The organism is Corynebacterium meitnerae, from assembly GCF_027570075.1.
Lineage (GTDB): Bacteria > Actinomycetota > Actinomycetes > Mycobacteriales > Mycobacteriaceae > Corynebacterium > Corynebacterium meitnerae.
Genome location: NZ_JAKMUS010000004.1, coordinates 37,764 through 60,337, shown reverse-complemented (window position 1 = coordinate 60,337; position 22,574 = coordinate 37,764). Strand labels below are relative to the sequence as shown.

Below are 22,574 nucleotides of genomic sequence, written 5' to 3'. Positions count from 1 at the left end.
CGATGAAGCTCGGCGAGCACGCGGCGGCCACGGACAGGTCGACCGCGACCATCAAGTACTACATCCGCGAGGGCCTGCTTCCGCCCGGGGCGAAGAAGAACCAGACCACGTCCGTCTACGGTCCCGCGCACCGCGAGCGCCTCGAATTGATTTCCGCTTTACGGGTTCTTCACGATTTAGAGTACGTTGATCCGGGTGTGCAGCTGCCCGGAGTGAATCAGGCACCGCAAGATGTAGTGGTCGAGGTTGCGGAACCCCTGGGCGATCCCCCGTAGATTCTCTAACCGGCCATTGATGGCCTCGACCGGCCCGTTGGACGCCCCGATGTCGAAGTAAGCCAGCACGTCCTCGCGCCAGCGCCACAACGTCCGACCCAGCTGGGCCAGCTCCTCCAGACCTTTCGGCACGCCCTTACGCAGGGTGTTGATGATCCTCAACTTCTTGCCCTCCGATGTCTTCGGGTGCCCGTAGGCCTGGATCATGTCCTGTGAGAGCCATCCACGTGACCTCGAGTGCCACGTATTCGTCATCGGTGGCCCACAACAGGTCCAGCCGCCTGTTCTGCCGCTCGGCGAGGTAGTTCCTCCTGGCCAGCAAGGTCCGCCGGTGCTTGTACAGCGGATCATCCTTGCGTCCACGCCGCCCCGTGGTCTCACGTTGGAGCCTCCGCCGGCAGCCAGTGAGCTTGTCCGCGGCCAGATGCACGACGTGAAACGGATCCATCACCTTCCTCGCCTGCGGCAGAACCTGGTCGACGGCGGCGGCATCCATCGGTTCACGCGCATAGCGGCTGAGGAACCTCGGCTGGACGATCTGGGCAATCGACTTCATCTGGTTCTGTCTCCGGGTGTGTGGGCCGCGTCCACGCGGCGGTTTCGGGTTAGGTGCTCGGGGTTCGTCAGTCACAAGCGGCGCTGTGTTGCCCTCTCAGAAGATAGCAATCATTCTCAAGTTAGGTTAGCCTAACCTGTAATACGCATCAAGCCTCGTCTCGTGCATTTGATGGACATTGCTGAAACCGAGATCGCGCAAAACCAACACACCATTGGGCTCCGGGTTTAAGCAGAAGAAAAGACCCCTACCAGCGTTTTGAACTAGCCCCCGAAAGTTGGACTGGTTTAATTCTAGGCGGTTAGGGTTTCAAGGGTCTGATTCCGGTATTGCATCGGGGTCAGGCCCTTGAGTCGTTGTTGGATGCGTTCGGTGTTGTACCACTGGATGTACTCATTGATTGCCTGGTTGAATTCTGCGACGGTGTCGAAGACTTCTCCGTGGTACATCTCGGTTTTCAAGTGCCCGAAGAAGTTCTCCATGACTGCGTTGTCGTAGCAGTTGGCTTTACGCGACATTGACTGCACACCACCGTTGTCATGAATCAAGTTGCGCCACGAGGAATGCTGGTACTGGAAGCCTTGATCGGTGTGCATCATCCACCCGGGTTCAGGCGCACAAACCGCAATCGCCTTGGACAAAGAGGCAGCGGTAAACGCTGTCGACGGTGATGTATCCACTGTGTGGGCAACAATTGAACGATCGAACAGGTCCATCACTGGTGACAGATACACTTTTCGGCCTGCGACCCTGAACTCGGTGACGTCGCTGACAAAAACGGTATTTGGCTGATCCGGGGTGAATTTGCGGTCGAGCTTGTTGTCAGCGATGTGGCTGATCGTCCCAGCGTAGGAAACATACGGCCTGCGCTGGCGGACCTTGGCTCGCAGCCCCATCTCGCACATGAGTTTGTAGACGAGTTTGTGGTTGACCACCCAGCCCTGGTTACGCAGGTCAAGGAGGACTCGCCGGTAGCCGTAGCGATGCTTGTTACGTTCGAAGCTTTCCCGGATCGCATCTTTAAGCGCGGCGTGCTTATCCGGTTGGCTGAGGCGTTTCTGGTGGTAGAAGAAGGTTGACCGTGGGATACCTGCTGCTTCTAGGAGGTATTCCAAGCGGTGGTGCGACTTGAGGATGACAATCGCCTGGACTTTCAAGCGTGTCCCTGATTCCTCAAGTCCCGCAATTTTTTTAGATAAGCGTTTTCCGCTTCCAGCCGTTCGATCTGGCGTCGCAGCTGCTCTGCTTCGGTAAGCCGCTTCGGTGCAGTCGACCCCTTGGGCCTGCCCTTCGGCTTCGGTATTAGTGCCTCGTCGCCACCTTTGCGCCATTTCCGCACCCAGTCTTTGACGAGCTGGTCTGACGACAGACCAAACTCACGCGCAAGATCCATCCTTGTCTCGCCAGCAAGGTGGCGCTCGACGACTTCCTTTTTGATCTCGAACGAATACTGCTGCTTTGTCGGTTTCTCCACGAGACATAGCCTGCCACGCAGCACAAACCGACGGTAGAGACTCTGCACGGCGTGTCTGGAGGCCCCGAGAGCACTTGCCGCTGCTTTGCACCCCATGCCCTGCTCGAAAAGCTCAACCAACTGTTCACGCTGCTGCTCACTTAGCGAACTTCGTGCTCTCAATGAAAACTACTCCCCACTAGTCAGTAACTGATTTCTCAGTCCAACTAATGGGGAGCAGTTCATTTCCACTGGTAGGGGTCTTGTTTTAGTAGCGGGGGCAGGATTCGAACCTACGACCTCTGGGTTATGAGCCCAGCGAGCTACCGAGCTGCTCCACCCCGCGTCGAGTGATATTTAATTCACCTGCTGTCTAAATGACAACGGCGTTAACTATACGCACGGGGTACTAGAACGACAAATCCCCTGGCTGCCGCTTTGCTGTTGCGGTTGGGCAACCAGGGGATGTGCTGGTGACTACTGGATGTTTTGGTAGTCCTTGACGGCACGGTCAAGGTTGTCCAGGGCCTTGCCGTATTCCTCGAAGGAGCCGTTGCGGGCGTTTTCGATGCCGCGCAAGGCGTCGTCGATAGCCTTCAGTGCGGAGTCCTTGTTGTCCGGGCTCTCCGCCGGCTTGGGCTTGTTGTCGCCTTCGGCCTTGTCGGTGTCGGCGGCAGCATCCTTGGGTTCGGTGGTGTTGCCGTCAGCGTCGACAATGCTGATGTCTTGGGCTTCCTTCGCATCAATGCCCACCTGGCTGAGAGCCTGGGAGACGGTCGGCGCGTAGCCCACGCGGCCCTTGTAGAACACGAGGACACGAAGCAGCTTCGGGAATGCGGATTCCTGGTCCTTGCGCTGCGAGTAGATCGGCTCAACGTAGAGGATCTCCCCGTTCGCAACCGGGAGGGTGAGCAGGTTGCCGTTCTTCAGGGTGTTGGAACCCTCCCACAGCGTGCGGTCGCGGGCCACCTGGTCGGAGGACATGAGGGCATCCTGCGCCTGCTTCGGGCCTTGGGTCTGCGTGTTGGTGGGCAGGACGCGGACGGTGATCTTGCCGTAGTTGTGCGGATCAGACGTCACAGTCATGTGAGCGGCGAGGAACTCACGGCTCAAACCACGGTACGGGGTGATCAGCTGGAAGGTCGGCTCGGAAGTCTCCGGATCAGATGCCACGACGTAGTACGGCGGCTGGTTCAGTTCCTTACGGCCTTCCGGTGCCGTCGGGTCATTCGGGACAGACCAGAACGCATCGTTGTTGAAGAACACGCCCGGGTCAGACACGTGGTAGCGGGCCAGCAGTTCACGCTGAACCTTAAACAAGTCCTCCGGGTAACGCAGGTGCTCATGCAAGGTGTCCGGGATGTCCTTGGCCGGCTTCACGGTGTCCGGGAACACGCCCATCCATGCCTTGAGAACCGGATCCTCTTCGTCGAAAGCGTAGAGTTCCACTGTGCCGTCGTAGGCATCAACCGTTGCCTTGACGGAGTTGCGGATGTAGCCCACCTCATTGTTCACCAGACGCTGGTTGGTGCCATCCGGGTTGAGGGCATCCTGCGTGGTGTCCTGCAGGGACGTGCGGGTGGAATACGGCAGTGCGGACAGCGTGGTGTAGCCGTCGACGATCCACTTAATGCGGCCATCAATAACCGCCGGGTAGGTCATCTGGTCCGTGGTCAGCCACGGGGCGACCTTTTCCACACGCTTGCGCGGGTCGCGGTCGTACAGGATCTTGGAGTCCTTGCCCACACGGTCAGACAGGATGAGGTTCATCTCCTGGTACTTCAGGGCAAAAGCAGCACGGTCAATCCAGTTGCCAATGCCCACGCCACCCTTGCCGTCGTAGGTGAAGGAAGACGTATCAGTGTCGTACTCCAGCGGGCCCTGGCCCACGTCGCCGACGATGGCGTAGTCAAGGCCATCTTGAGCCGAAGCGATGACCGGACCGTAGTAGACACGCGGCTGCTCCGCACGGATGCCGAGCTCCTCCGCATCCTCCTTTTCCGCAGCATTGGCGTTGGACTGCAGGTCGGAGACAGTGAACACCGGCAGACCACCACGGGTGGAGCCAGCATCCTGTGCAGCCTCATCGACGATGTTGGCCTGGGCGGCTACGAAGCCATTGCCGTGGGTGTACACGGTGTGACGGTTCAGCCAGTCACGCTGGTTCTCACGCAGGGCGTTCGGGTCCAGCTCACGGGCAGCAACAACGAAGTCACGCATCTCACCATCGACCTCATAGCGGTCCATGGCCAGGTTCTTCGGGAAGCCGTAGAAGTTACGCAGCTGCTGGTTCTGCGTAAACGTCGGCGCCAGAATGTCCGGGTCGAGCAGGCGGATGTTCGAGATTGTCGCCGAATCATTGCCCACTTCCCCATCGTTAGCGGGCTCCGCGCCCCAGTTCGTTTCATAGGTGACCTTGTCATCGGTCAGGCCATAGGCCTCCCGCGTTGCCTCAATATTGCGGGAGATGTACTCGGACTCACGCTCCTGGCGGTTCGGATTCACGGAGAACTGCTGGATCAGAGCCGGCCATGCCTGGCCGATGACCAAGGAGGACAGAACCATCAGCACGGTTGCCAGGACCGGAATACGGAAGTCCTTGAACACGATGGACGCGAAGAAGGCCGCCGCAACCAGCACCGCAATGACGATGAGGATGATGCGCGCCGGCAGCTGAGCGTTGATGTCGGTGTAAGACGCACCGGTAAAGATGTCATTCTTGCCGTACAGCAGGCTGTAGCGCTGCAGCCAGTAATCACATGCCTTGACCAGTAGCCACAGGCCAGCGGTAGCTGCCAGCTGGATGCGTGCGGCCGTGGAGATGTAACCCTTGGTGCCGGCCACCTGGTTGGCCACGCGGATGCCGCCGAGCAAGTACTGGCCTACTACGCCGACGAGGAAGGCGATGACCAGCAGCATGGACAGCACGCTGACGATGAGGGACAGCACCGGCAGAGCAAAGGCGTAGAAGCCAAGGTCTCGGCCGAACTGTGCGTCCGTGGTACCAAAATCACCACCGTTGAGCCACAGCATGAACGTGCGCCACGTGCCTTGGCCCAGCACACCGGTGACCACACCAACGATGATGGGCACCCACACGAGCAGGCCACGCACGGTGGACTGGATGGATGCCTGGTACTGCGCAACCGGTGAATTCGGGTCTGAGAACACCGAGTTCTTCTCACGCGTGCGCCACGTGAAGAAGGCAGCAGCAAAGGTGATAGCACCGCCGACGAGTGCAAACAGCACGAACAGCACGATGCGGACCAGGATCACCTTGGTGAACACGCTGCGGTAATCCAGCTCCCCAAACCAGCGGAACTCCGTGTACAGGTTCACCAGCATGGGAACGAGAAGGGTGAGCACCGCGAGGACACCAAAGACCACCAGCATGGTGTTGGATTTCCGCGGCTTCGGACGAGGAATATTCAGGCGCGTGGCCAAAATCGAAGCTCCTTTGAGGATCTATAAAAATCAGCACTGAGTGAGGCTATGTAAACTTCAACACTAAATTGCTTAACGCTTAAAAGACCAGAAGGGTTCCCGCACAGTGTCTGAGCACACCCCCGCGCTGACGCAACAGGCGCTGAATAAGGCCATGATGGAGGCCGTCGAATTCGTCCACGCCGAAGGGTGGGACGCGGCGCCAACGTTGTTTGCACTGGTGCCCACCGCATTGGTGGCAGACCAGTTGGCGGGTTTGGAGGATGAAGCTGCGCCACTGACGCTGATCGTGCAGGAGGACATCCCGGAGCACATTCAGCCCGGTTCAGATGAATTGGGCGATTACCTCACCCGCCTGGCCTGGCCAGAGGAGATCGCCGGGGTGATCTTGGCGCAGGAGATTATGTTTAAGGACACTGCTGAGGCCGAGCAGCAGGCGCGCCCCGCCCGCCTGTTCTCCGGCGTGCTGCGTGAGGAGGGACTGGAGTTGACGCTGCTGCAGATCCGTCCAACAGAGGAGGAATTGGAGGCAGCGGGCCCGTTTGCTCAGGATGAGATCCAGTTGCGTGGGGGTCCGGGAGTCGCCCCCGCGGTCATCGGCGCGCTACGATACAGCCTGGATAACGAATAAGGAGCTCACCCCCGTGCCGTCACTGCCATTGACCCGCCTCGCGTGCATTCCAGCCGCTCTCGCCTTGAGCGTCACGCTTGTCGCATGCTCATCGAACGAGGAGCCCGCACCGGAGCCGACGCCGTCGAGCACGCCGGAAACAACGACGGCGACGTCGAGCACGGAAGAAACCACCACGGAGTCGAGTGAGAGCGAGACGACGGAGACGTCGACAAGCAGCAAGCGCCGCCGCGGTGATGAGAAGGTCGTGGATGATGTGCGCGAGAAGTTCGCCTCACTCGCGCCTGAATCGCTTTTCGACGATTTGGAGTCCTGCGTTGAAACCAGCCTCAAGGGCTCCTACGACTGCTCCGGTCCGACCGTAGGCCAGCTGCAGTTCTTTGCGTCTAAGTCCATGGCGGAAGATACCGCCGAGGTGCTCACCGGCCTGTCCAGTTCACGCGTTGTGGAGGAGACGGACGAGAAGCTGGTGGGCTGGTCGATGTTGGGGAAGACGGCGGTGATCACTGTCGTCGATAAGCAAGAAGGCAAAGTGCTCCAGCAGATGGTGGCCAGCGACGTGGATGATCCGGAACAGCGGATCTTCATGCTGGGCCTGGCGGACAGCTACTCCGAGCCGACGGCAGAGACCACGACTAGTCAGCAGCGCAAGTAGTCACGGGGCGGCCGGCAGCGAAGTCTTCCATCGCCGAGATCGCATCATCGATGTTGGTCACGCTGGCCACTGTCATATTTCCGGCATCGGCCTTGCGTGCCTCGTCGCAGTTCTTCTCCGGAGCGAGGAAGAGCTCCGCTCCCCCATCGCGCGCACCCTCAATCTTGTGAGCAATACCGCCGATGGGGCCCACGCTGCCGTCTTCGGCGATGGTTCCAGTGCCCGCGACTTTGCGGCCGCCGTTGAGTTCACCGGGCGAGAGTTTGTCAATGACGGCGAGGCTGAAGATCATGCCCGCGCTCGGCCCACCGATGTCATTGAGGTTGTAATTCACCGTGATATCCCCGGCCGGCTCCGATGTCATGGTCACGCCGAGTAGTGGCAGGGCCTTATCCTCCGGGTTCGTGCCTAGCTTGATGGACGCAGTACCGGGTTCATTGTTGCGCAGGTACTCGACCTCGATCGTGTCACCCGGCGCGTGCTCACGCACGATCTTCTGCACCTGCTGCGGCTCTGTGACCTCGCGGCCAGCAACCTTGGTCAGCACATCGGCGGGGTGCAATTCGTCCGCGGCTGGCGCATCCTTGAGCACGCCGTGAACGACGACACGAGTGGGCTCGCCCAGGTGACGCATCGCCGCAACCGTCGCTGCGGCTTCGGAGGCAACGAAGGCCTGCTCGTTGTACTGACGCATCTCCTCATCCGAGACATCCTTCGGCATGATCTGGCCGATGGGCACGATCGAGTCATGGTGAATAAGCCAGCGGCTGAGCGCCTGGCCCAAAGTCATATTCGTGCGCACGGACACCGTGGTCATGTCCAACGTGCCGGAGGTCTCATCCACATCCGCGCCCTCAATATCAATGACCGGCGTGCCCTGCACATCCCCTAACGTGTTGAAGGTCGGGCCCGCCCCCTGCGCCGCATACGGCACGGTGAGCTTGATATTCGTGCCCGGAACGCCGCCCACCACCAGCGCCGCGGTGATCACCGCGAGCGGCACGCCCGTGGCAATCACAGCGCGGCGCAGGCCCTTTCGGGGTGCGGGGGCCGGGGTGGTTGCGGTGCTATCGGCATAATCGGTGGGCTGATTCACGGCTGTTAAGCCTACAACAGCCGCTCATGTTCGCTCTCAGCGTTGACCATCCTGGCCTTATGCCTCGCGGTGATTCCACGCACGCCGGTAGGCTGGCCACCATGGTTAATGGATTCGGGTTCTCTTTCCCCAACGATGACCGGGACGATCGGGATGATCGCGACGGTCAGAACAGCCGCGACGGTGGGCAAGACGGCAACAACCGGGATGATCAGCACAACCCGTTTGGCCAGTTCGGCTTCAACTTCGGTGGTGGGCAAGCCTTCGGTGGCAACTTCAGCGGGAACCTGTCCGACATCTTGAACCAGTTCAGCGAAATGTTCGGCGGTGCTGCTGGTGGCGCTACTGGGTCTGCTGGTTCTGCAGGGTCTGCTCCGCAGAAGGACGCGGTGGACTACAACGTTGCCCTGCGCGCTGCCCGCCAGGTGTTGAAGAACCCGCGTGGTGCAACGGCGAATGACGCGAATGCGGTGACGGAGTCTGTGCGCCTGGCCAACCTGTGGCTGGATGACGCATCCACGTTGCCGGATTCCGGTGCACGCCCGGAGGCGTGGAGCACCGATGATTGGGTGAAGAACACGCTGCCCACCTGGAAGCGCATGGTCAGCCCCGTGGCAGAGAACATGGGCCGCGCGCAGCTCGATTCGATGCCGGCGGAGGCACGGGAGATCTTCGGCCCGATCACGCAGATGCTCGGCCACTTCAATTCCATGAACTTTGGCGCCCGCTTTGGCAAGGCGCTGGGTGATCTGGCTAATCAGACGCTCACCGGCAATGACTTTGGGTTGCCCGTCGGCCCCACCGGGGTCATCGGCATTGTGACCAAGAACGTGGAACCCATTTCGGCGCAGCTTGCCGTGCCTGGACAGGAAGTCCTCGTGTATGTCAGTGCGCTGGAAGCCGCCCGCCAGCGCCTATTCACACACGTGCCGTGGCTGGTGGAGCGCATCGTGTCCTCCGTGGAGGAATACTCCATCGGCTTGGAGCTGGACACCTCCCACATCGAGGAAGCCGTCCGGGAACTGGACCTGGAGTCCGGTGACCCGATGAAGATGCAGGAAGCAATGCAGCGCATGCAGGACATGGACCTGTCACCGCGTATCACTTCCCGCAATGCGGCGGCCGCGGCGCGTCTGGAAACCCTGCTGGCTCTCGTTGAGGGCTGGGTTGATGTGGTTGTGGAAGAGGCGCTGACGGACCGTATCCCGTCCACCGGTGCGCTGGCTGAGTCCTGGGCACGTCGCCGCGCCACCGGCGGTTCCGCGGAGCATGCGTTCTCCAACGTCGTGGGCATTGAGCTCGGCGCACCGAAGACGCAAGAGGCCGCTGAGCTGTGGCGTCGTATCACCCAGGCTGTGGGTGTGGAGCGCCGTGACAAGGTCTGGGACCACCCGGACTTCCTGCCCACCGCGGAGCACCTGGACAACCCGGCTGCATTCATTGACACCCTGCTGGATGACGCGCCGGATTCCGCCTTCGATGAGGAGATTGCCAAGCTCGAAGAGATGCTGGCCAATGAGTCCGGCCCGAGTGAGGACGACCGTCCGGCAGATGACCAGGACGGCGGTGCTGATGGCACCGACGACAAGTTGAATTAGGGCCTAGTTCGGCCCGAAGCGCTGGTAGGCCTCCAAGTAGCCCTTCGCCCTTTCGGCGTGGGGCACTTTGTCTGCTTGCTCCCAAAAATCAGGGCCGTGGCCAGGGATGTAGGTGTGCACGAGTTCGTGGACAAGCACCGCATCCACAACCCAGTCAGGTGTGTCTTTCAGCCGGTCACTAATCCGGATGTCACCGGTGGATACGGTGCATGATCCCCACTGGGTGTTGTGATTGCTCGCCCACCGCACGGAACCAATACGTGCCCGCCCGCCTAAGACGGTGCGGTTGAGAGTGTGGGCACGCGCTAGTAGCTCCTCGTCGGAAGCACGCTGCGAGGTTGATTTCTTAGCCAGCTTCGCCAGAATCTCCCCCACCGCGTCGCGCTCCTGCTTCGCTGTGAACCGGGCGGGTATACGCACCTCAATCCGGTCACCCTTGTGCCGTGCCTGCACCGTGCGCGTGCGCCGTGCAGAGCGGATAATATCCACGCCTTCCGGCGGCCAGTCACCATGGTGAGCTGGGGTGTTGTGTCGTGGCATAGCGCGCGGGGCTCTTTCTGTGGTTCGATGGTGCCCACATGTTGTTCGGGGGTTAGATCATTCATGGGGGGATGATGAGAGATTCCACATTAGTCACGCTCGCGCGCGGAGTACACGTGTCACGCCGCGAGCCAGGGGTGCTGCAATTTGGGATGGACGCGACGCGTAGTGGGGTCGTCGAAACGCCTTTCGCTGATAAATTGCGCCCACTACTCGCCGGGTTGAGCACGCCCACGCGCATCCGCGAGGTGCGTGCGATGCTCATGGGCATCGACGGGTTTACGGAGGGAGCGGCACGTTCGCTTATCGACGACCTCCTGGCCTACCGCATCCTCCTCCCCAAACCCCAGGCCACCGTGGCAATGCTGGGTTCGTCCCCGCTGGCGAAGTCTCTCCGGGCCCTGCTGGAGGAATCCGGCGTGGCTGTGCGGGGACCGATGGGTGAGGAATCCGAAGGGGCTTTTCTCCACCGGCTGCCCGATGATGTACCGCTGGTGATTGTGGATCGCGTGGCCCGCCACATTGCTGTGGACCGGCGATTGCCGACGAAGCGGACGTGGAATATCCCCGCCATCACGGTGGATGCCCGCGTTGTGGTGGGCCCGGTGGGCCACGGTGAGACGGGACCATGCTTGGTGTGCGCCGAGTTTTACCTGCTGGACCGCGATCCCGGCATGCACCAGGTGGCCACCGATCTGCCCGATGGGCCGCCGTCGACTGACCCGGTGGTGTTATCCGCCGGTGCTGCGGCCGCCACGACGCTCATCCGCCAGGCGTTGGAGATTCCACTGCCGCCGGGGTTATCCACGAGCGCGCTGCAGGTGGGCACCACGATCGCTGTTGATCCTTTCGGCCCAGCCCCGGTGCAGACAGAGATCCTCGGCATGCATCCTCGCTGCCCGGTGTGTGCTGTGTAAGGGTTAGCGGAACCCCTCCAGTACTTCGAGGACACCCTCGCCGTACTGTTCCAACTTCGCTGGACCGATGCCTGAGATATTCAGCAGGTCAGCGGGCGATTCCGGCATCTCTTCGACGATGGCCAACAGCGTGGCATCCGTGAACACTAGGTACGGCGGGTGGTTATTCTCCCGCGCGAGGTCCAACCGCCACTGCTTGAGGGCAAGGAACGCCGATTCGTTGTAGGTCGGCTCACAGTCCTCATGCCGGCCCAGACTCTTCTCCGCGGGGGTGTCCAGCGGGAAGCCACACATGCGGCAGGCCTTCGCTCGCTTGAGACGCTCCGGTGTTGCTTCCACTTCCAGCTGTGGCGCAATCCCATCGAGGAAGCGGGAACGCTCACGGGACTTCCGGCCACCTTCCTGGCGGGCGTAAGACCAGGAGAGCTGCAGGTGCTCACGGGCGCGGGTGATGCCAACGTAGAACAGGCGGCGTTCCTCTTCCACCTCTTCGTCCCCGGCCTTGATGGCGTGCGAAATCGGAAGAGTTTTTTCCACCAGGCCCACGAGGAAGACTGCATCCCACTCCAAACCTTTAGCCGCGTGCAAGCTGGCCAAGGTCACGCCGTCAACAGAGGGTGGCTGCTTGGATTCCGCGCGCTGGCGCAGGGATTGCAGGACACCAGGCAGGTTGGTTGCTTCCCCGGTGGCAACGATGTCGGAGATCAACTCCACCAGCGCGTTGAGTGTCTGCCAGCGCTCACGCTGACGGGCACCTTCCGGCTCCTTGGAACTCAAGCCCAGCGGGGCGAATGCTGCCCGGGCAATGGCTACCGGATCATCCGGCAGATCAGTCCGGCGGGTAGCACCCACCAGGGTGTTGATGGCCTCACGGATCTCCGGACGGGTGAAGAAGCCTTCCCCACCACGGACTTGGTACACGATTCCGGCATCAGACAGCGCCTGCTCAAATGCCACGGACTGGGCATTAAGGCGGTACAGCACCGCGATTTCTCGGGCTGGGGTTCCGGCGGCTATGAGCTTCTTAATCTCGGCGGCCACCTCACGTGCCTCCGTCGGCTCATCCGGGTAGGACGCAAAGACCGGGTCCGGCCCCGGATCGCGCATGCCCTGCAGCTCCAAGCGAGTGCCGGCCACGCGGCCAGTGGCCTTGGAGATCACCGTGTTGGCCAGGTCTGTCACTTCAGGGGTGGAGCGGTAGTCCCGTTGCAGCTTCACAATGGTGCCGTGCGGGTAGGTCCGGGAGAAGTTCAGCAGGTAGTCCGGCGTTGCGCCCGTGAACGAATAAATCGTCTGGTTGGCATCACCCACCACCGTAAGATCATCGCGCTGCCCCAACCAGCCTTCCAGCACTCGTTGCTGGAGCGGGGTGACGTCTTGGTACTCATCCACCACGAACGTTTGGTACTGGCTGCGGAATTCTTCTGCCACGGCTGGCGCATTCTCCAGGGCGCCGGCGACGTGGAGCAACAGATCATCAAAATCCAGCGCCATCCCTTCCGGGCTGGTCTTAGATTCCTCGTAGCGCTTGTACACCGCCGCGACTTTCTCCACATCGGCCGGTGGCTCGCGGTGAATGCTGGCGATCTTCTCGGCATAGCCATCAGGGCTGATCAAGGATGCCTTTGCCCACTCAATCTCCGTGAGAAGGTCACGTACGAGTTCTTTGTCTGGCTCCAAGCCAACAGTGCGTGTGGCTCGGGCGACGAGGGGGAACTTGTTGTCAATGAGCTGCCACGGCAGATCCCCCGCCACCTGTGGCCAGAAGTAGCGCAGCTGGCGCAGTGCTGCCGCGTGGAAGGTGCGGGCCTGCACACCGCCAATCCCCATACCGCGCAGACGGTCACGCATCTCGCCTGCTGCACGGGAAGTAAACGTCACCGCAAGGACCTTTTGCGGCGCCACGAAACCCTGATCAATCAGGTGCGCAATGCGGTACGTAATCGTGCGGGTCTTACCTGTTCCGGCGCCCGCCAGGATGCACACGGGTCCGCGGGGGGCGGTGGCGGCCACCCGCTGATCGCTATCAAGCTGGCTCAGATCAATCACTAGAGATCGTCTTCCTGCAGGCGCGCTGCCTCCGTCAGATCATCCTGAGTGTCATCGGCGTAGCGGATGTACAGCAGGCGATCGCCCGGCTCGACGGACTCTGCTTCCGGCGAATCAAGGCGGTACAGCTCACCGGAGCGCACAACGCCAAGAACTATGTCAGCAAGGTGGCGCGGGTTGGAGCCGACCTCATCATCCACGATGGCGCGTTCCGCAACGGTGAAGCCAGCATCAGGACTCAGCAGATCCTCAATCATCTCCACCACAGACGGCGTGCTGGTAGCAATACCCAGCAGACGGCCCGCCGTTTCAGAGGAGATCACCACCGAATCCGCACCGGATTGCTCCAGCAGGTGCTGGTTTTCTGCTTCGCGGACAGAAGCCACGATGTTCACGCCAGGGTTGATCTCACGCACGGACAAGGTGACCAGCACTGCAGTGTCATCCGACGACGGCGCCACCACGACGGAACGGGCACGGCTGACACCCGCGATGCGCAGCACATCCGCCTTCGTGCCATTGCCGTGCACGGCAACGAGGCCGCGGTGTTCCGCGTGGGCCAAAGACTCATTGTTGTCATCAATGACCACGATGTTGGACGGCGCCATCCCTTCAGCCAGGAGCGCCTCCACAGCGGAGCGGCCCTTCGTGCCGTAGCCAATAACGATGGTGTGGTTGCGCACGGATTTCCTCCAGCGTTGAAGTTGCAGGGTCTTGCGGGAGTCCTCGGTGAGGACGGACAGGGTGGTACCGACGAGCAGCATCAGGAATGCCACACGCATCGGGGTGACAACCAGAATGTTGAACACCCGGGCGGTTTGCGTCACCGGGGTGATGTCACCGTAGCCGGTGGTGGACAGTGACACGGCCGAGTAGTACACCGCATCGATGAAGGTCAGCGGTTCGGTGTAACCGTCCTTGTCCAGCCACACCAGAACCGACACGATGACGATGAGCAGGATGGCGTAGAGGAACCTGCGGCTAATCAGCGCCCACGGGGTGGTGCGTACTGTCTGCGGCAGGCGGATGACATTAATCAGCGCGTGATCAGGCAGCGCCGTGAGATCCTCACCACGCAGCCGTTCCCGAAACCGAATCGGCGCCTTAAACGACGGCCTCATGCCACCTCCACTCTTTGCAGGTTCTCTAGTGGTTGAGAGTGAGCACTCTCATCACTAGGACTTTAGATCGGACTCTAGACCTTCTACGGCTGCAGATTGCAACAGCTCCTCCAGCTCCGCACGTTCCGGCAGGTCAGATGGGGCGAAGTTTTCGCCGGTGCGGACATAGAAAAACACTGCATTGATCTTGCGGCCATCATCCGCGATGCGACGCCAGGCTTCCTTGTACACCGCCAACTGGAGCTCCGCGGCCCGCATGTCTGCTGCCTGCGGCTTGCCACCAGTTTTCCAGTCAACGATGGTCCAGGACTGCTCCCCCGTCACCGGGTCTGGTGCATCCAAGAAGATCGCATCAATACGGCCACGGACGGTGGACGTGCCCAGATCAATCTCAAAGGGGTGCTCGATGTGTTCTGGGGTGCGCCCGGCCCACTGGCTGCGCTCAAAGGATTCTTTGAGGCGAATCAGGGTGGCGGCGTCCACGTCGGGTTCGGTGTTGCCGGGCAATTCATCGTCGTCAAGCAGTGGCCGTGCCCCGAAGAAACCTTCCACCCACTCATGGAATGCTGTTCCGCGCTTGGCGTAGGAATTCGGTTTGAACGGCACGGGGCGGCGCGCGCGGCGGGCGAACTGCTCCGGGTCGGCGCGCAAAGCGACGATGTCGGATGCGGTGAGCGTGCCTGGCATGGTCACGGCGACCTCCGGGCTTTGCGCCGCGATGTGCTCATTGATCAGCGCGGTGACGTCGTTTTCCCACTGAGTGAACAACTCACCGGCGTCATCACTGCGGGTGCTGTCCGGCTTCGCCGGCAGGTTGGCCTGCGCCGCACGGACGATCGCTGCACCCGCTACCGCTTCGGGCTCAGCCGAGAAATTCGGCCAGATCCCTTCGTGGGCAGCGGACAGCTCAATCTCATCCTCATCGGACTGACCATCCCACCACTCCATGACGGTGGCCGCTGGGGTGCCACCCAGCGTGATCTCCTTGAACGGCAAGAAGTGCTCATAGGGCTGCGCTTCTGCCTTGCGGCCAGCGACCTTGGCTGATGCGGTGACGATGAGGCGCTTCGCGGCGCGTGTGACGGCAACGTAGAACAGTCGCGCGGACTCCTCGCCGAGGTCGCGGCGTTTCTGGTCCAGGTACTCCTTGGCCAGATTCTGGAAGTCGGAGCGGTTCTCCGCATGCTCAAACGCATCGAAAGAATCATCCGGCACGTACGGCACCTGGGTGAGGAAGGTGGCCACCTTGGACGCGTACGTCTTGTCATCTGCGTGGGCCACGGCAACGGTGTCCCACTCCAAGCCCTTGGCTTTGTGCGCGGTGAGGATGTGCACGCGGTCCCCGCTGGTCACCACAGCGCCCGGTTCCAAACCGTCTTCGTGTTCCGCGGCCAGGTCGAGGTAGCTCAGGAAGCCTTCCAGGTCCGAGCCGGGATAGGAAGACACAACCTTGGCAAAGGCATCCAGGTGCACCGCACCCGTTGCGGAATTGCGGGAAAGCACCTCGGTACGAATGCCAAACACGGAGATGATGTCCGCGAAGAGATCCGGCAATCGTTTGCCCAGGCTGTACTTGCGCAGGTGGCGCAGTTTCGCGGAGAGTGCCTGCAGGCGCACGAGCCCTTCTTCGCTGTAGCGGTCTGTTTCACCCAGGTCCGCAACAGCATCGGCCAAGCCCACGTGGCGTTCGTTTTCCCCCTTGGTGTTTTCCGCGTCGGCGATGAGCTCCGCCAGCTGGACCTGCAGGCGCTCACGCGCATCCGCATCCGGGCCCAGTTCATCAGCGGCGCTGGCACGCTGGCGCCCGCCGGCCAAGTTCACGGCACGCTGGGACAACGCACTGATGTCCTTCAAACCCAGCCCACAGGCCGGGCCAGCAAGGATGCGCAGGGCCGCGGTGGAATCCTGCGGGTGAACGAGCATGCGCGCCACGGCAACGGTGTCAGCGATTTCCGGCACCGTGAGCAGGCCAGCCACGCCAACGATTTCGTAGGGCACGCCGCGCTGTTCCAAGGCTTCAGCGAAAAGCGGCGAGTGCCGGTTCTTACGCACCAAAATCGCCGATTCCACGGCTTCACCAGCACTGATCTTCGTGTTGTAATCAGCCGCGATCGCATCGGCGATGGCATCGACTTCTTCGTCTTCCGTGGCAAAGTAGCCGATCTCCACCTGGCCGGGGCTTGCTTCCGGCTTCGGCTCCAACGGCTCCACTGCGCGTGGCGTGCCGTCCGGGGAACCCAGCACCGCGTCGGACACAGAGTTCGCCAGCGCCAACACCTCCGGCGGGTTACGCCAGGAGGTGGTCAACTGCGCCTTGGGTGCTGGTGATCCGTCGGCCAACGGGAAATCCTCCACGAAGGCAGCAAGGTTCGCCGCGGTGGCACCACGCCACCCGTAGATCGCCTGCATCGGGTCACCCACCGCAGTGACGGTAAGCGGGTGCGCATGGCGTTCCGGGTCATCGGCGTTATCCCCAAACAAGCTGCGCAGCAGCACACGCTGTGCGTGGGAGGTGTCCTGGTACTCATCCAGCATGACCACGCGGAAGCGGTCGCGCTGGGAGGTACCGACGGCAGCATGTTCACTCGCAAGCTTTGCCGCCACGGACATTTGCTCATTAAACGTCACCACACCGCGAGCGCGCAGCTCAGCGGCAAGTTCCCCGGCCAGTTCTGCATAGGCCGTGCGGATCTGCTGGGCATCCACCCATTTCTGCAGGGTTTGGTTGTAATTCTCCCGTGCCTTGCCACGTGGCAGGGAGGCCAGGTTGTCAATGAAGGCGGCTGCTTCTTCCTTGATGCGTTCCGGCGGATACACCTCATTGCCCATGGAAGTGATCAATGCGAGGAGCGTGTCCACCACCGTGTCCACCGACGGGTTCTTGCTCACTCCTTCCAGCAGCGCACCGGCGTGGTTGGACACCACGTCCCATGCGATGGAGTGCAGCTCCGCATCCGTAATCAACCGCGCATCCGGCTCAACGGGAACAAGCAGGCCGTATTCGCGGATGAGGGAGCCCGCGTAGGAGTCATAGGTGGACACCGTCGGGGCAATCGCGGTGAGGTTCTCCGCCAGCTGGCCGCTCGGGTCCAATCGGCGTACCAGCTGTTCATTGCCAGCGAGGCGCTCCAAACGTTTACGGATGCGTTTGCCCAGCTCTTGTGCAGCCTTGCGGGTAAACGTCAGTCCAAGGACTTCCTCCGGGCGCACGTAGCCATTGGCCACCAGCCACACCACGCGTGATGCCATCGTTTCGGTCTTACCGGCACCAGCACCCGCCACCACCAGCAGCGGGCCCGGCTGCGCACCGATGATCGCCGCTTGCTGGTCCGTGGGCGGGAACGCGTCGCCCAAGTACTGGGAGAGCACGCGCGGGGGCATCGGGTTTGTCGCACCGTGTGCGTCTTGTCCTGTGTTAGCCACGGGTGGTCACCTCTCCTTCGGGCTGGGCGGGGCAAATGCTCTTGATCTGGCAGAAATCACAATGGGGACCGGTCACGGCGCGCAGCTGCGGCCCGGCCATCTCAGCCGGCAGCGGTCGGATGAGTTCTGTGAATTCAGCGCGTTGTTCCTCATCCTTCGGCGCTTGTGTCCGCGTGGTCACACCAACGGTTTCTGCTGCCGGGTACACCAACGTGCCGCCGCCAACAGAAAGTGGTGTCTCCCCTTCCTTCGCCGTCACCACTGCCCCATCACGGAGCACGCCGTGTGAGAGCGCGAGCTGGTAGCTGAGCAGCTGCGCGTGCTCCTCGATCTCCTTGCCGGTCACCGCGTACTTGGAGGTCTTCAGGTCCACCACGTGCACCGGCGCTGTGTCATCGGCAGCGTCACCCTCACGCTCCAAACGGTCAATGCGCCCGCCAATCACCACACCTGGTGCAACTTCCACGTGCACGGGCACCTCAACGCCCAGGACATCAAAAGTCCCGCGGGTATCGTCCACCCACCTCGTCGCCTTATTCAGCATCTCCTCAAAGGCCGCGAGGTCTTTCTCGCGTTTCCACACCGGCACGTCGAAAAGTTCGTTGTATGCCTTGATCGTGTCCGCGCGGATGAGCTCTGGGTCCGCGCCACGGCCGAGCGCTTCAAAGAAGTAGTGCACGAGCGTGCCGCGCGCCATCGCATCTGTCGAGGTCGCGGCAATATCGCGTTCCAGCACGTTGCGCATGGGGCATTGCAGCAGCCCCTCAATCCGCGAGGGCGAGAGCCTCGTGGGCGGTTCCATCGCTTCGCTTGTCGACGGATCCCTCACCCCCCACCAGTCCCCCGGATCCGCCCCCGGAATCCCGGCATCCGCCATGCGGACAAGCTGGCGCGCCGCCTGGTTAGCGTGCTCCTCGTCTGCCTCCGGGTCAGTGACAACGCGGCGCAGTTCCGCGATGACATCCTCCGCGGCGAGAACACGGACGCGCACGTAGCTGTACGGATCCTCCTCATCGGTGGCGTGCTCAGCCTGCGGCGCGGTGGGGATGTCCACCTCATCGGGCACCACCAGCGTGCGGGTGGCACCGGTGTTCTTGGCAAAGGCCTCCACAAAACGGGAAGGCTCCACCACTTCATCCCCATCCGGGCAATCCACGGCAGTGACCAGAACGTGTTCTGTTGCCCGGCTGACGGCCATGTGGAACAGGTGCTCTTCTTCCCGCAGGCGGTCCGCGGTGTGGGACACCGGCGTTGCCGGGTCAATCCCTTCATCCACCAAGTCAATGAGGTCTTCTTGGCGCATGAGCGTGCCCGTTTCACTCAAGGTGGGCCACGTCAGCTCCTGCACACCGCTGACGATCACGCGGCGGAATTCCCGGCCCGCCGCACCATGCGCGGTGAGCAGCGGCACCGCATCGGGTACCGCGGTGCGGCGATCACGCACGCCCGTGGGCAACTCTTGTTCCTCAATGTGGGCGATGAAGGAATCAATCGTGGCGGTCGGGCGACGTTCCGTGAAGTCACCCGCCGCATCGAACAGCGCCATCATCGCGTCCAAGTCCCGGTCAGCCTGCGAGCCACCGGCACCACCACGCAGCGCAATGGCCATGAGGCTGTCCGCCAGCTTCGTCGCGGACCACACGGCCCACAGGATTTCCTCGACGCTGCCACCGGCCTCAATCTCCGCGCGGCCAGCTTCGAGCACACCACGGATCCGTTCGAGCAGTTTCAGCTCCCGCTCTGTCAGCATCGACCCAAAGTCCGGCAGCTCCCCGCGCTGATGCAGCAGCTCCCGCAATGTGTCCTCCGCGCGGGATTCCGGCTTCCAGCGGCGCAGACCGCGCAGGAGGCGACGCAGCGTCACCGGGTCCACGCCACCCACCGGGCCAAGCAAGAGCTGGCGCCAGTCCGCCATGCTCAGCTGCTCTTTATCACTGCTGCGCAACGCGCGCAGCCCCAACAGCATGGCCATGACGATCTTTTGCTCGCTGAGCACCACGTCCGTGGGGTTGACCGCCACAGGAACGCCGGCTTGCAGCAGGGCACGGCGCAGCGGTTCGATCATCCCGGCGGAGCGGACAATCACCGCCATGTCACTCCACGGCACGCCCTCACCCAAGTGCGCGCGCCGCAGGGTGTCCACCACCATCGCGTGATTGAGTGCTTCAGACGGAGCAATCGCCACAGCGGCGTCAGGTTTACGGCGCGTTTCCCCCAGGTCCACCACGTTCACATCCATGCCGTATTGCGCGGGGATGGTGCGTTCAATATTGGCAAAGAACAGCGGTGATGCACCGCGGAAGCGGAACACGGACTGCTCTAGATCCCCGCCGACCACGGCTAGTTCAGCTTCCGCGATCAAGCGGGACACCAACTGCCCTGAAGCCGGGTCGAGGTGCTGCGCATCATCCACGATGACGGTGTGCCAGGTACGCGGCAGCGGTACGCGCAAAACCTGATCTACCAGCTCTGAGGCGGAGTAGCTGCGCGCACCGTAGAGCGCCATGACGGCCTGGTATTCAGCGAGGAAGTCACCAGCAGCACTCCAGGTGGGAATGTTGTGCTGCTCCCCCATCTCCTTGAGCTGGTTAGGCGTGAGAGTGCGCTCCACCGCACGCAAAAGGAAGTCACGCAGCTGGCGGGCAAAGCCCACCATGGGCAGCGCTGGACGGAGTTCTTCCGGCCAGGAACCACCGCCGTCTTCCACGTGGCCGTGGAGGAGTTCACGGATGGCAAAGTCCTGCTCCGCACCGGAGATCAAACGGATCTGCTCACCTTCACCGCCATGCTCAGGTTCAGCAGCGCGCAGAAGCGCGAAGGCGAGGGAGTGAACAGACCGCACGATCGGTTCATCAGCTACAAAACCCAAAGTGGCCAACTTGTCCGACAGCTCCTGGCGTACCCGCGCACCGGATTCCTTCGATGCGGTGATCACCACCACCCCATTCGGGTCCGCACCAGCAGCAATGCGGGCAGCAGCGGTGTCAATGAGGAAGCTGGTCACACCAGAACCAGCTTCACCGGTGACCTTCCACACCCCTGCATCAGGCAGGGCAACAGGCCACGTCCGGTCATGCACCGTGCGTTCACGGCGAACAAGGTAGGCCCGTGGGTGAGGCGGGAGCGCGGGCGTCTGCAGGGAACTCATGCCCTACAGTGTGGCACCTCGGTGCGACATGAGGAGTGAACCCACCCGATCAATATTCGAACTAACGTTCGCATCAGCCCCAAAAGTGGTGGCCAAACTAGTGCGGTACTCCAGCGCCCGATCACACAAAAACAGCAGGTCCGGGATATGGGACCAGCGGCTTAAAACGGCGTCATCGACGGCGCCGGCCACAAGCCCGTCGATAAGCGTGAGAGCGGCGCTGTATCCGTACGGGCGGGGACCTTCCGCGGGCACGATGTCTGTCAATGCGGGCGGCAACGAGCCGTCGAAAATGCAGCAGCCGAAGAAGTCCGCGTGACTCAGCTGACCGCTTTTCACGTGCGAGGCATGCCCGGCCCACACAGCGCGATCGGCGCGCGCCCACGCGTCATCGCGGTCCAAGGTGGGGGCAGGGAAATACGCCACGGCTTCGTCGAAACGCAGCGCCGCAGCAATTGCCTCATCCACGCGGTGACCGGGCTCCCCCTCAACAAAATCTGATGCGCGGTACCCGGCAACCGTGAACCGGCCATCCGTGGCACGCACCGGGCGAACAACCCGGACACCCGGGACCGTGATCTTCTCGCGCAACTTCGAGGACCACGTGGCGTGCGCTGGCGCTTCCGCAATGACCATCCGGCCAACCCGCGCACCGTTGCCCCATTCCGGGCCGAGCGGGGTGGGGTGCGGGTCTTCTGTCTGGAACGACGTCAGAACATGACCGGGAATAGCCTTCACGTAACTGTCCTCCTACAACCCTTACAACACAGCCGGCCGCGGGTACGGCCACGGGTTGGCGCGGCACGTATCGCTGTTTTGCGGGTAGACCTCTTCCGGGTTGAGGTCGTAGAGCTCCTGGTTATTCAGGCTCAGCGTCTGCTGCATCATGATCGGCGCGAGGTCCCCGTTGGCCGGGCATGGCTCGTGCTCCGCGTAGCCCAGCGCGTGGCCGACCTCATGGTTGATCACGTACTGGCGGTAGCTGCCCAGATCCCCCTGGAACGGTGCGGCCCCGCGCACCCAGCGGGACTCATTGATGAGCACCCGGTCCCCGTCACGCTCGTTGAAAATGCGGCAAGAGGTTTCCAACCCCAGATCATCGCCGCAGGTAGAACGCGCCGTACCCACGGAGATCAGCTGGATGCGCAGATCCGGGTTCTCATCCGATCCCACGTGTTCAAAGCGCACATTTGGGTCATTCGTCCAGCCGCGCGGGTCAGACAAGGTGGCATCAACCATCGCGGCAAAAGAATCGTCCCCGCCGTAGCCGGTGGTATCAATGCCCTTTTCCACCTCGGTGGCAAAACGCACGACCTGCTCGCGGCCTTCGCCAACCTTCACTCCCGGGGTGCCTACCGGCCGGAAGGTCCCCTCACCCTGCTCGGTGAAGGGCCCACCTGGCGGCAGCTCGGTGATCCCCACCTCACCCACCGGCATGCCCTCCACAGTCTTGCGCACCGAGGAGCTGTGTGCGCCTTCCGGTGAGCGGCCTTGGCCCACGGTCTGCCCCGACGGCGTATTCACAATCGACCACACCAACAGCCCGGTCACCACAATGAGCACCGGGATGGCATAAGCACGCCAACCGTAGGTACGCACAAACTCTTTCAATGCGGAACCGGACTGGTCACCGCTCATGCGCACCTCAGGTTCGTCGGGACTGTAATT

At 62.0% G+C, this 22,574-nt stretch carries 14 protein-coding genes, 1 tRNA gene and 2 pseudogenes; 5 read left to right on the top strand and 12 right to left on the bottom strand.

Annotation, left to right across the window (positions count from 1 at the left end; translation table 11 throughout):
* The first annotated feature begins 2 nt into the window (after positions 1-2).
* Entirely contained in the window at positions 3-275 is a 273-nt protein-coding gene (locus tag L8U60_RS10885) for a MerR family transcriptional regulator (protein ID WP_420840143.1), read from the top strand.
* Here the strand turns inward: L8U60_RS10885 and L8U60_RS03785 are convergent.
* The 4 genes and pseudogenes from L8U60_RS03785 to L8U60_RS03770 all read right to left on the bottom strand — a co-directional run.
* Positions 177-759, bottom strand: a pseudogene (locus L8U60_RS03785) (ISL3 family transposase); the annotation flags it as partial. The gene L8U60_RS10885 and the pseudogene L8U60_RS03785 overlap by 99 nt on opposite strands.
* Before the next feature lie 365 nt (positions 760-1,124).
* Positions 1,125-2,379 (bottom strand): annotated as a pseudogene (locus L8U60_RS03780) (IS3 family transposase).
* A gap of 177 nt (positions 2,380-2,556) precedes the next feature.
* A tRNA-Met gene (locus L8U60_RS03775) sits at positions 2,557-2,630 on the bottom strand.
* A gap of 131 nt (positions 2,631-2,761) precedes the next feature.
* Positions 2,762-5,677 carry a UPF0182 family protein gene (locus tag L8U60_RS03770; RefSeq protein WP_420840145.1) on the bottom strand — a complete coding sequence of 972 codons (2,916 nt, stop codon included), beginning with the start codon at positions 5,675-5,677 and terminating at the stop codon, positions 2,762-2,764.
* A gap of 205 nt (positions 5,678-5,882) precedes the next feature.
* On the opposite strand from L8U60_RS03770, the gene L8U60_RS03765 reads away from it, so the two are divergent.
* A complete protein-coding gene (locus L8U60_RS03765; protein WP_269965120.1) occupies positions 5,883-6,359 on the top strand; it encodes a PPA1309 family protein in 477 nt (158 codons plus the stop codon).
* A 13-nt stretch (positions 6,360-6,372) separates the two neighbouring features.
* Positions 6,373-7,014 carry a hypothetical protein gene (locus tag L8U60_RS03760; protein WP_269965056.1) on the top strand — a complete coding sequence of 214 codons (642 nt, stop codon included), beginning with the start codon at positions 6,373-6,375 and terminating at the stop codon, positions 7,012-7,014.
* Here L8U60_RS03760 and L8U60_RS03755 read toward each other — a convergent pair.
* Positions 6,995-8,044 carry a YlbL family protein gene (locus L8U60_RS03755; protein WP_274708458.1) on the bottom strand — a complete coding sequence of 350 codons (1,050 nt, stop codon included), beginning with the start codon at positions 8,042-8,044 and terminating at the stop codon, positions 6,995-6,997. The two genes, L8U60_RS03760 and L8U60_RS03755, sit on opposite strands and share 20 nt — an antisense overlap.
* Positions 8,045-8,211: 167 nt before the next feature.
* On the opposite strand from L8U60_RS03755, the gene L8U60_RS03750 reads away from it, so the two are divergent.
* Positions 8,212-9,708, top strand: coding sequence for a zinc-dependent metalloprotease (locus L8U60_RS03750; RefSeq protein WP_269965055.1), 1,497 nt, complete (start codon positions 8,212-8,214; stop codon positions 9,706-9,708).
* A 3-nt stretch (positions 9,709-9,711) separates the two neighbouring features.
* Here L8U60_RS03750 and L8U60_RS03745 read toward each other — a convergent pair whose 3' ends face one another.
* Positions 9,712-10,248: a M48 family metallopeptidase gene (locus tag L8U60_RS03745; protein ID WP_269965054.1), complete on the bottom strand. Its 537-nt coding sequence runs from the start codon at positions 10,246-10,248 to the stop codon at positions 9,712-9,714.
* Positions 10,249-10,364: 116 nt separating this feature from the next.
* Here L8U60_RS03745 and L8U60_RS03740 point away from each other — a divergent pair, with 116 nt between their 5' ends.
* Entirely contained in the window at positions 10,365-11,165 is an 801-nt protein-coding gene (locus L8U60_RS03740; protein WP_269965053.1) for a hypothetical protein, read from the top strand.
* Positions 11,166-11,168: 3 nt separating this feature from the next.
* Here the strand turns inward: L8U60_RS03740 and L8U60_RS03735 are convergent, their stop codons facing one another.
* From L8U60_RS03735 to L8U60_RS03710, 6 genes are read right to left on the bottom strand one after another with little or no spacing between them, the layout of a single operon-like run.
* A complete protein-coding gene (locus tag L8U60_RS03735; RefSeq protein WP_269965052.1) occupies positions 11,169-13,214 on the bottom strand; it encodes an ATP-dependent DNA helicase UvrD2 in 2,046 nt (681 codons plus the stop codon).
* Positions 13,214-14,335 (bottom strand): potassium channel family protein, encoded by a 1,122-nt coding sequence (locus tag L8U60_RS03730; RefSeq protein ID WP_269965051.1) that lies wholly within the window; start codon positions 14,333-14,335, stop codon positions 13,214-13,216. The genes L8U60_RS03735 and L8U60_RS03730 overlap by 1 nt, the downstream gene beginning before the upstream one ends.
* A 54-nt stretch (positions 14,336-14,389) precedes the next feature.
* Positions 14,390-17,716: an ATP-dependent helicase gene (locus L8U60_RS03725; protein ID WP_269965118.1), complete on the bottom strand. Its 3,327-nt coding sequence runs from the start codon at positions 17,714-17,716 to the stop codon at positions 14,390-14,392.
* A gap of 34 nt (positions 17,717-17,750) precedes the next feature.
* Positions 17,751-20,906 carry an ATP-dependent DNA helicase gene (locus tag L8U60_RS03720; RefSeq protein WP_269965050.1) on the bottom strand — a complete coding sequence of 1,052 codons (3,156 nt, stop codon included), beginning with the start codon at positions 20,904-20,906 and terminating at the stop codon, positions 17,751-17,753.
* Positions 20,907-20,909: 3 nt separating this feature from the next.
* Positions 20,910-21,644 (bottom strand): hypothetical protein, encoded by a 735-nt coding sequence (locus L8U60_RS03715; RefSeq protein ID WP_269965049.1) that lies wholly within the window; start codon positions 21,642-21,644, stop codon positions 20,910-20,912.
* Positions 21,645-21,665: 21 nt separating this feature from the next.
* Positions 21,666-22,544, bottom strand: a complete 879-nt coding sequence (locus tag L8U60_RS03710; RefSeq protein WP_269965117.1) for a DUF3152 domain-containing protein — start codon at positions 22,542-22,544, stop codon at positions 21,666-21,668.
* Positions 22,545-22,574 lie beyond the last annotated feature (30 nt).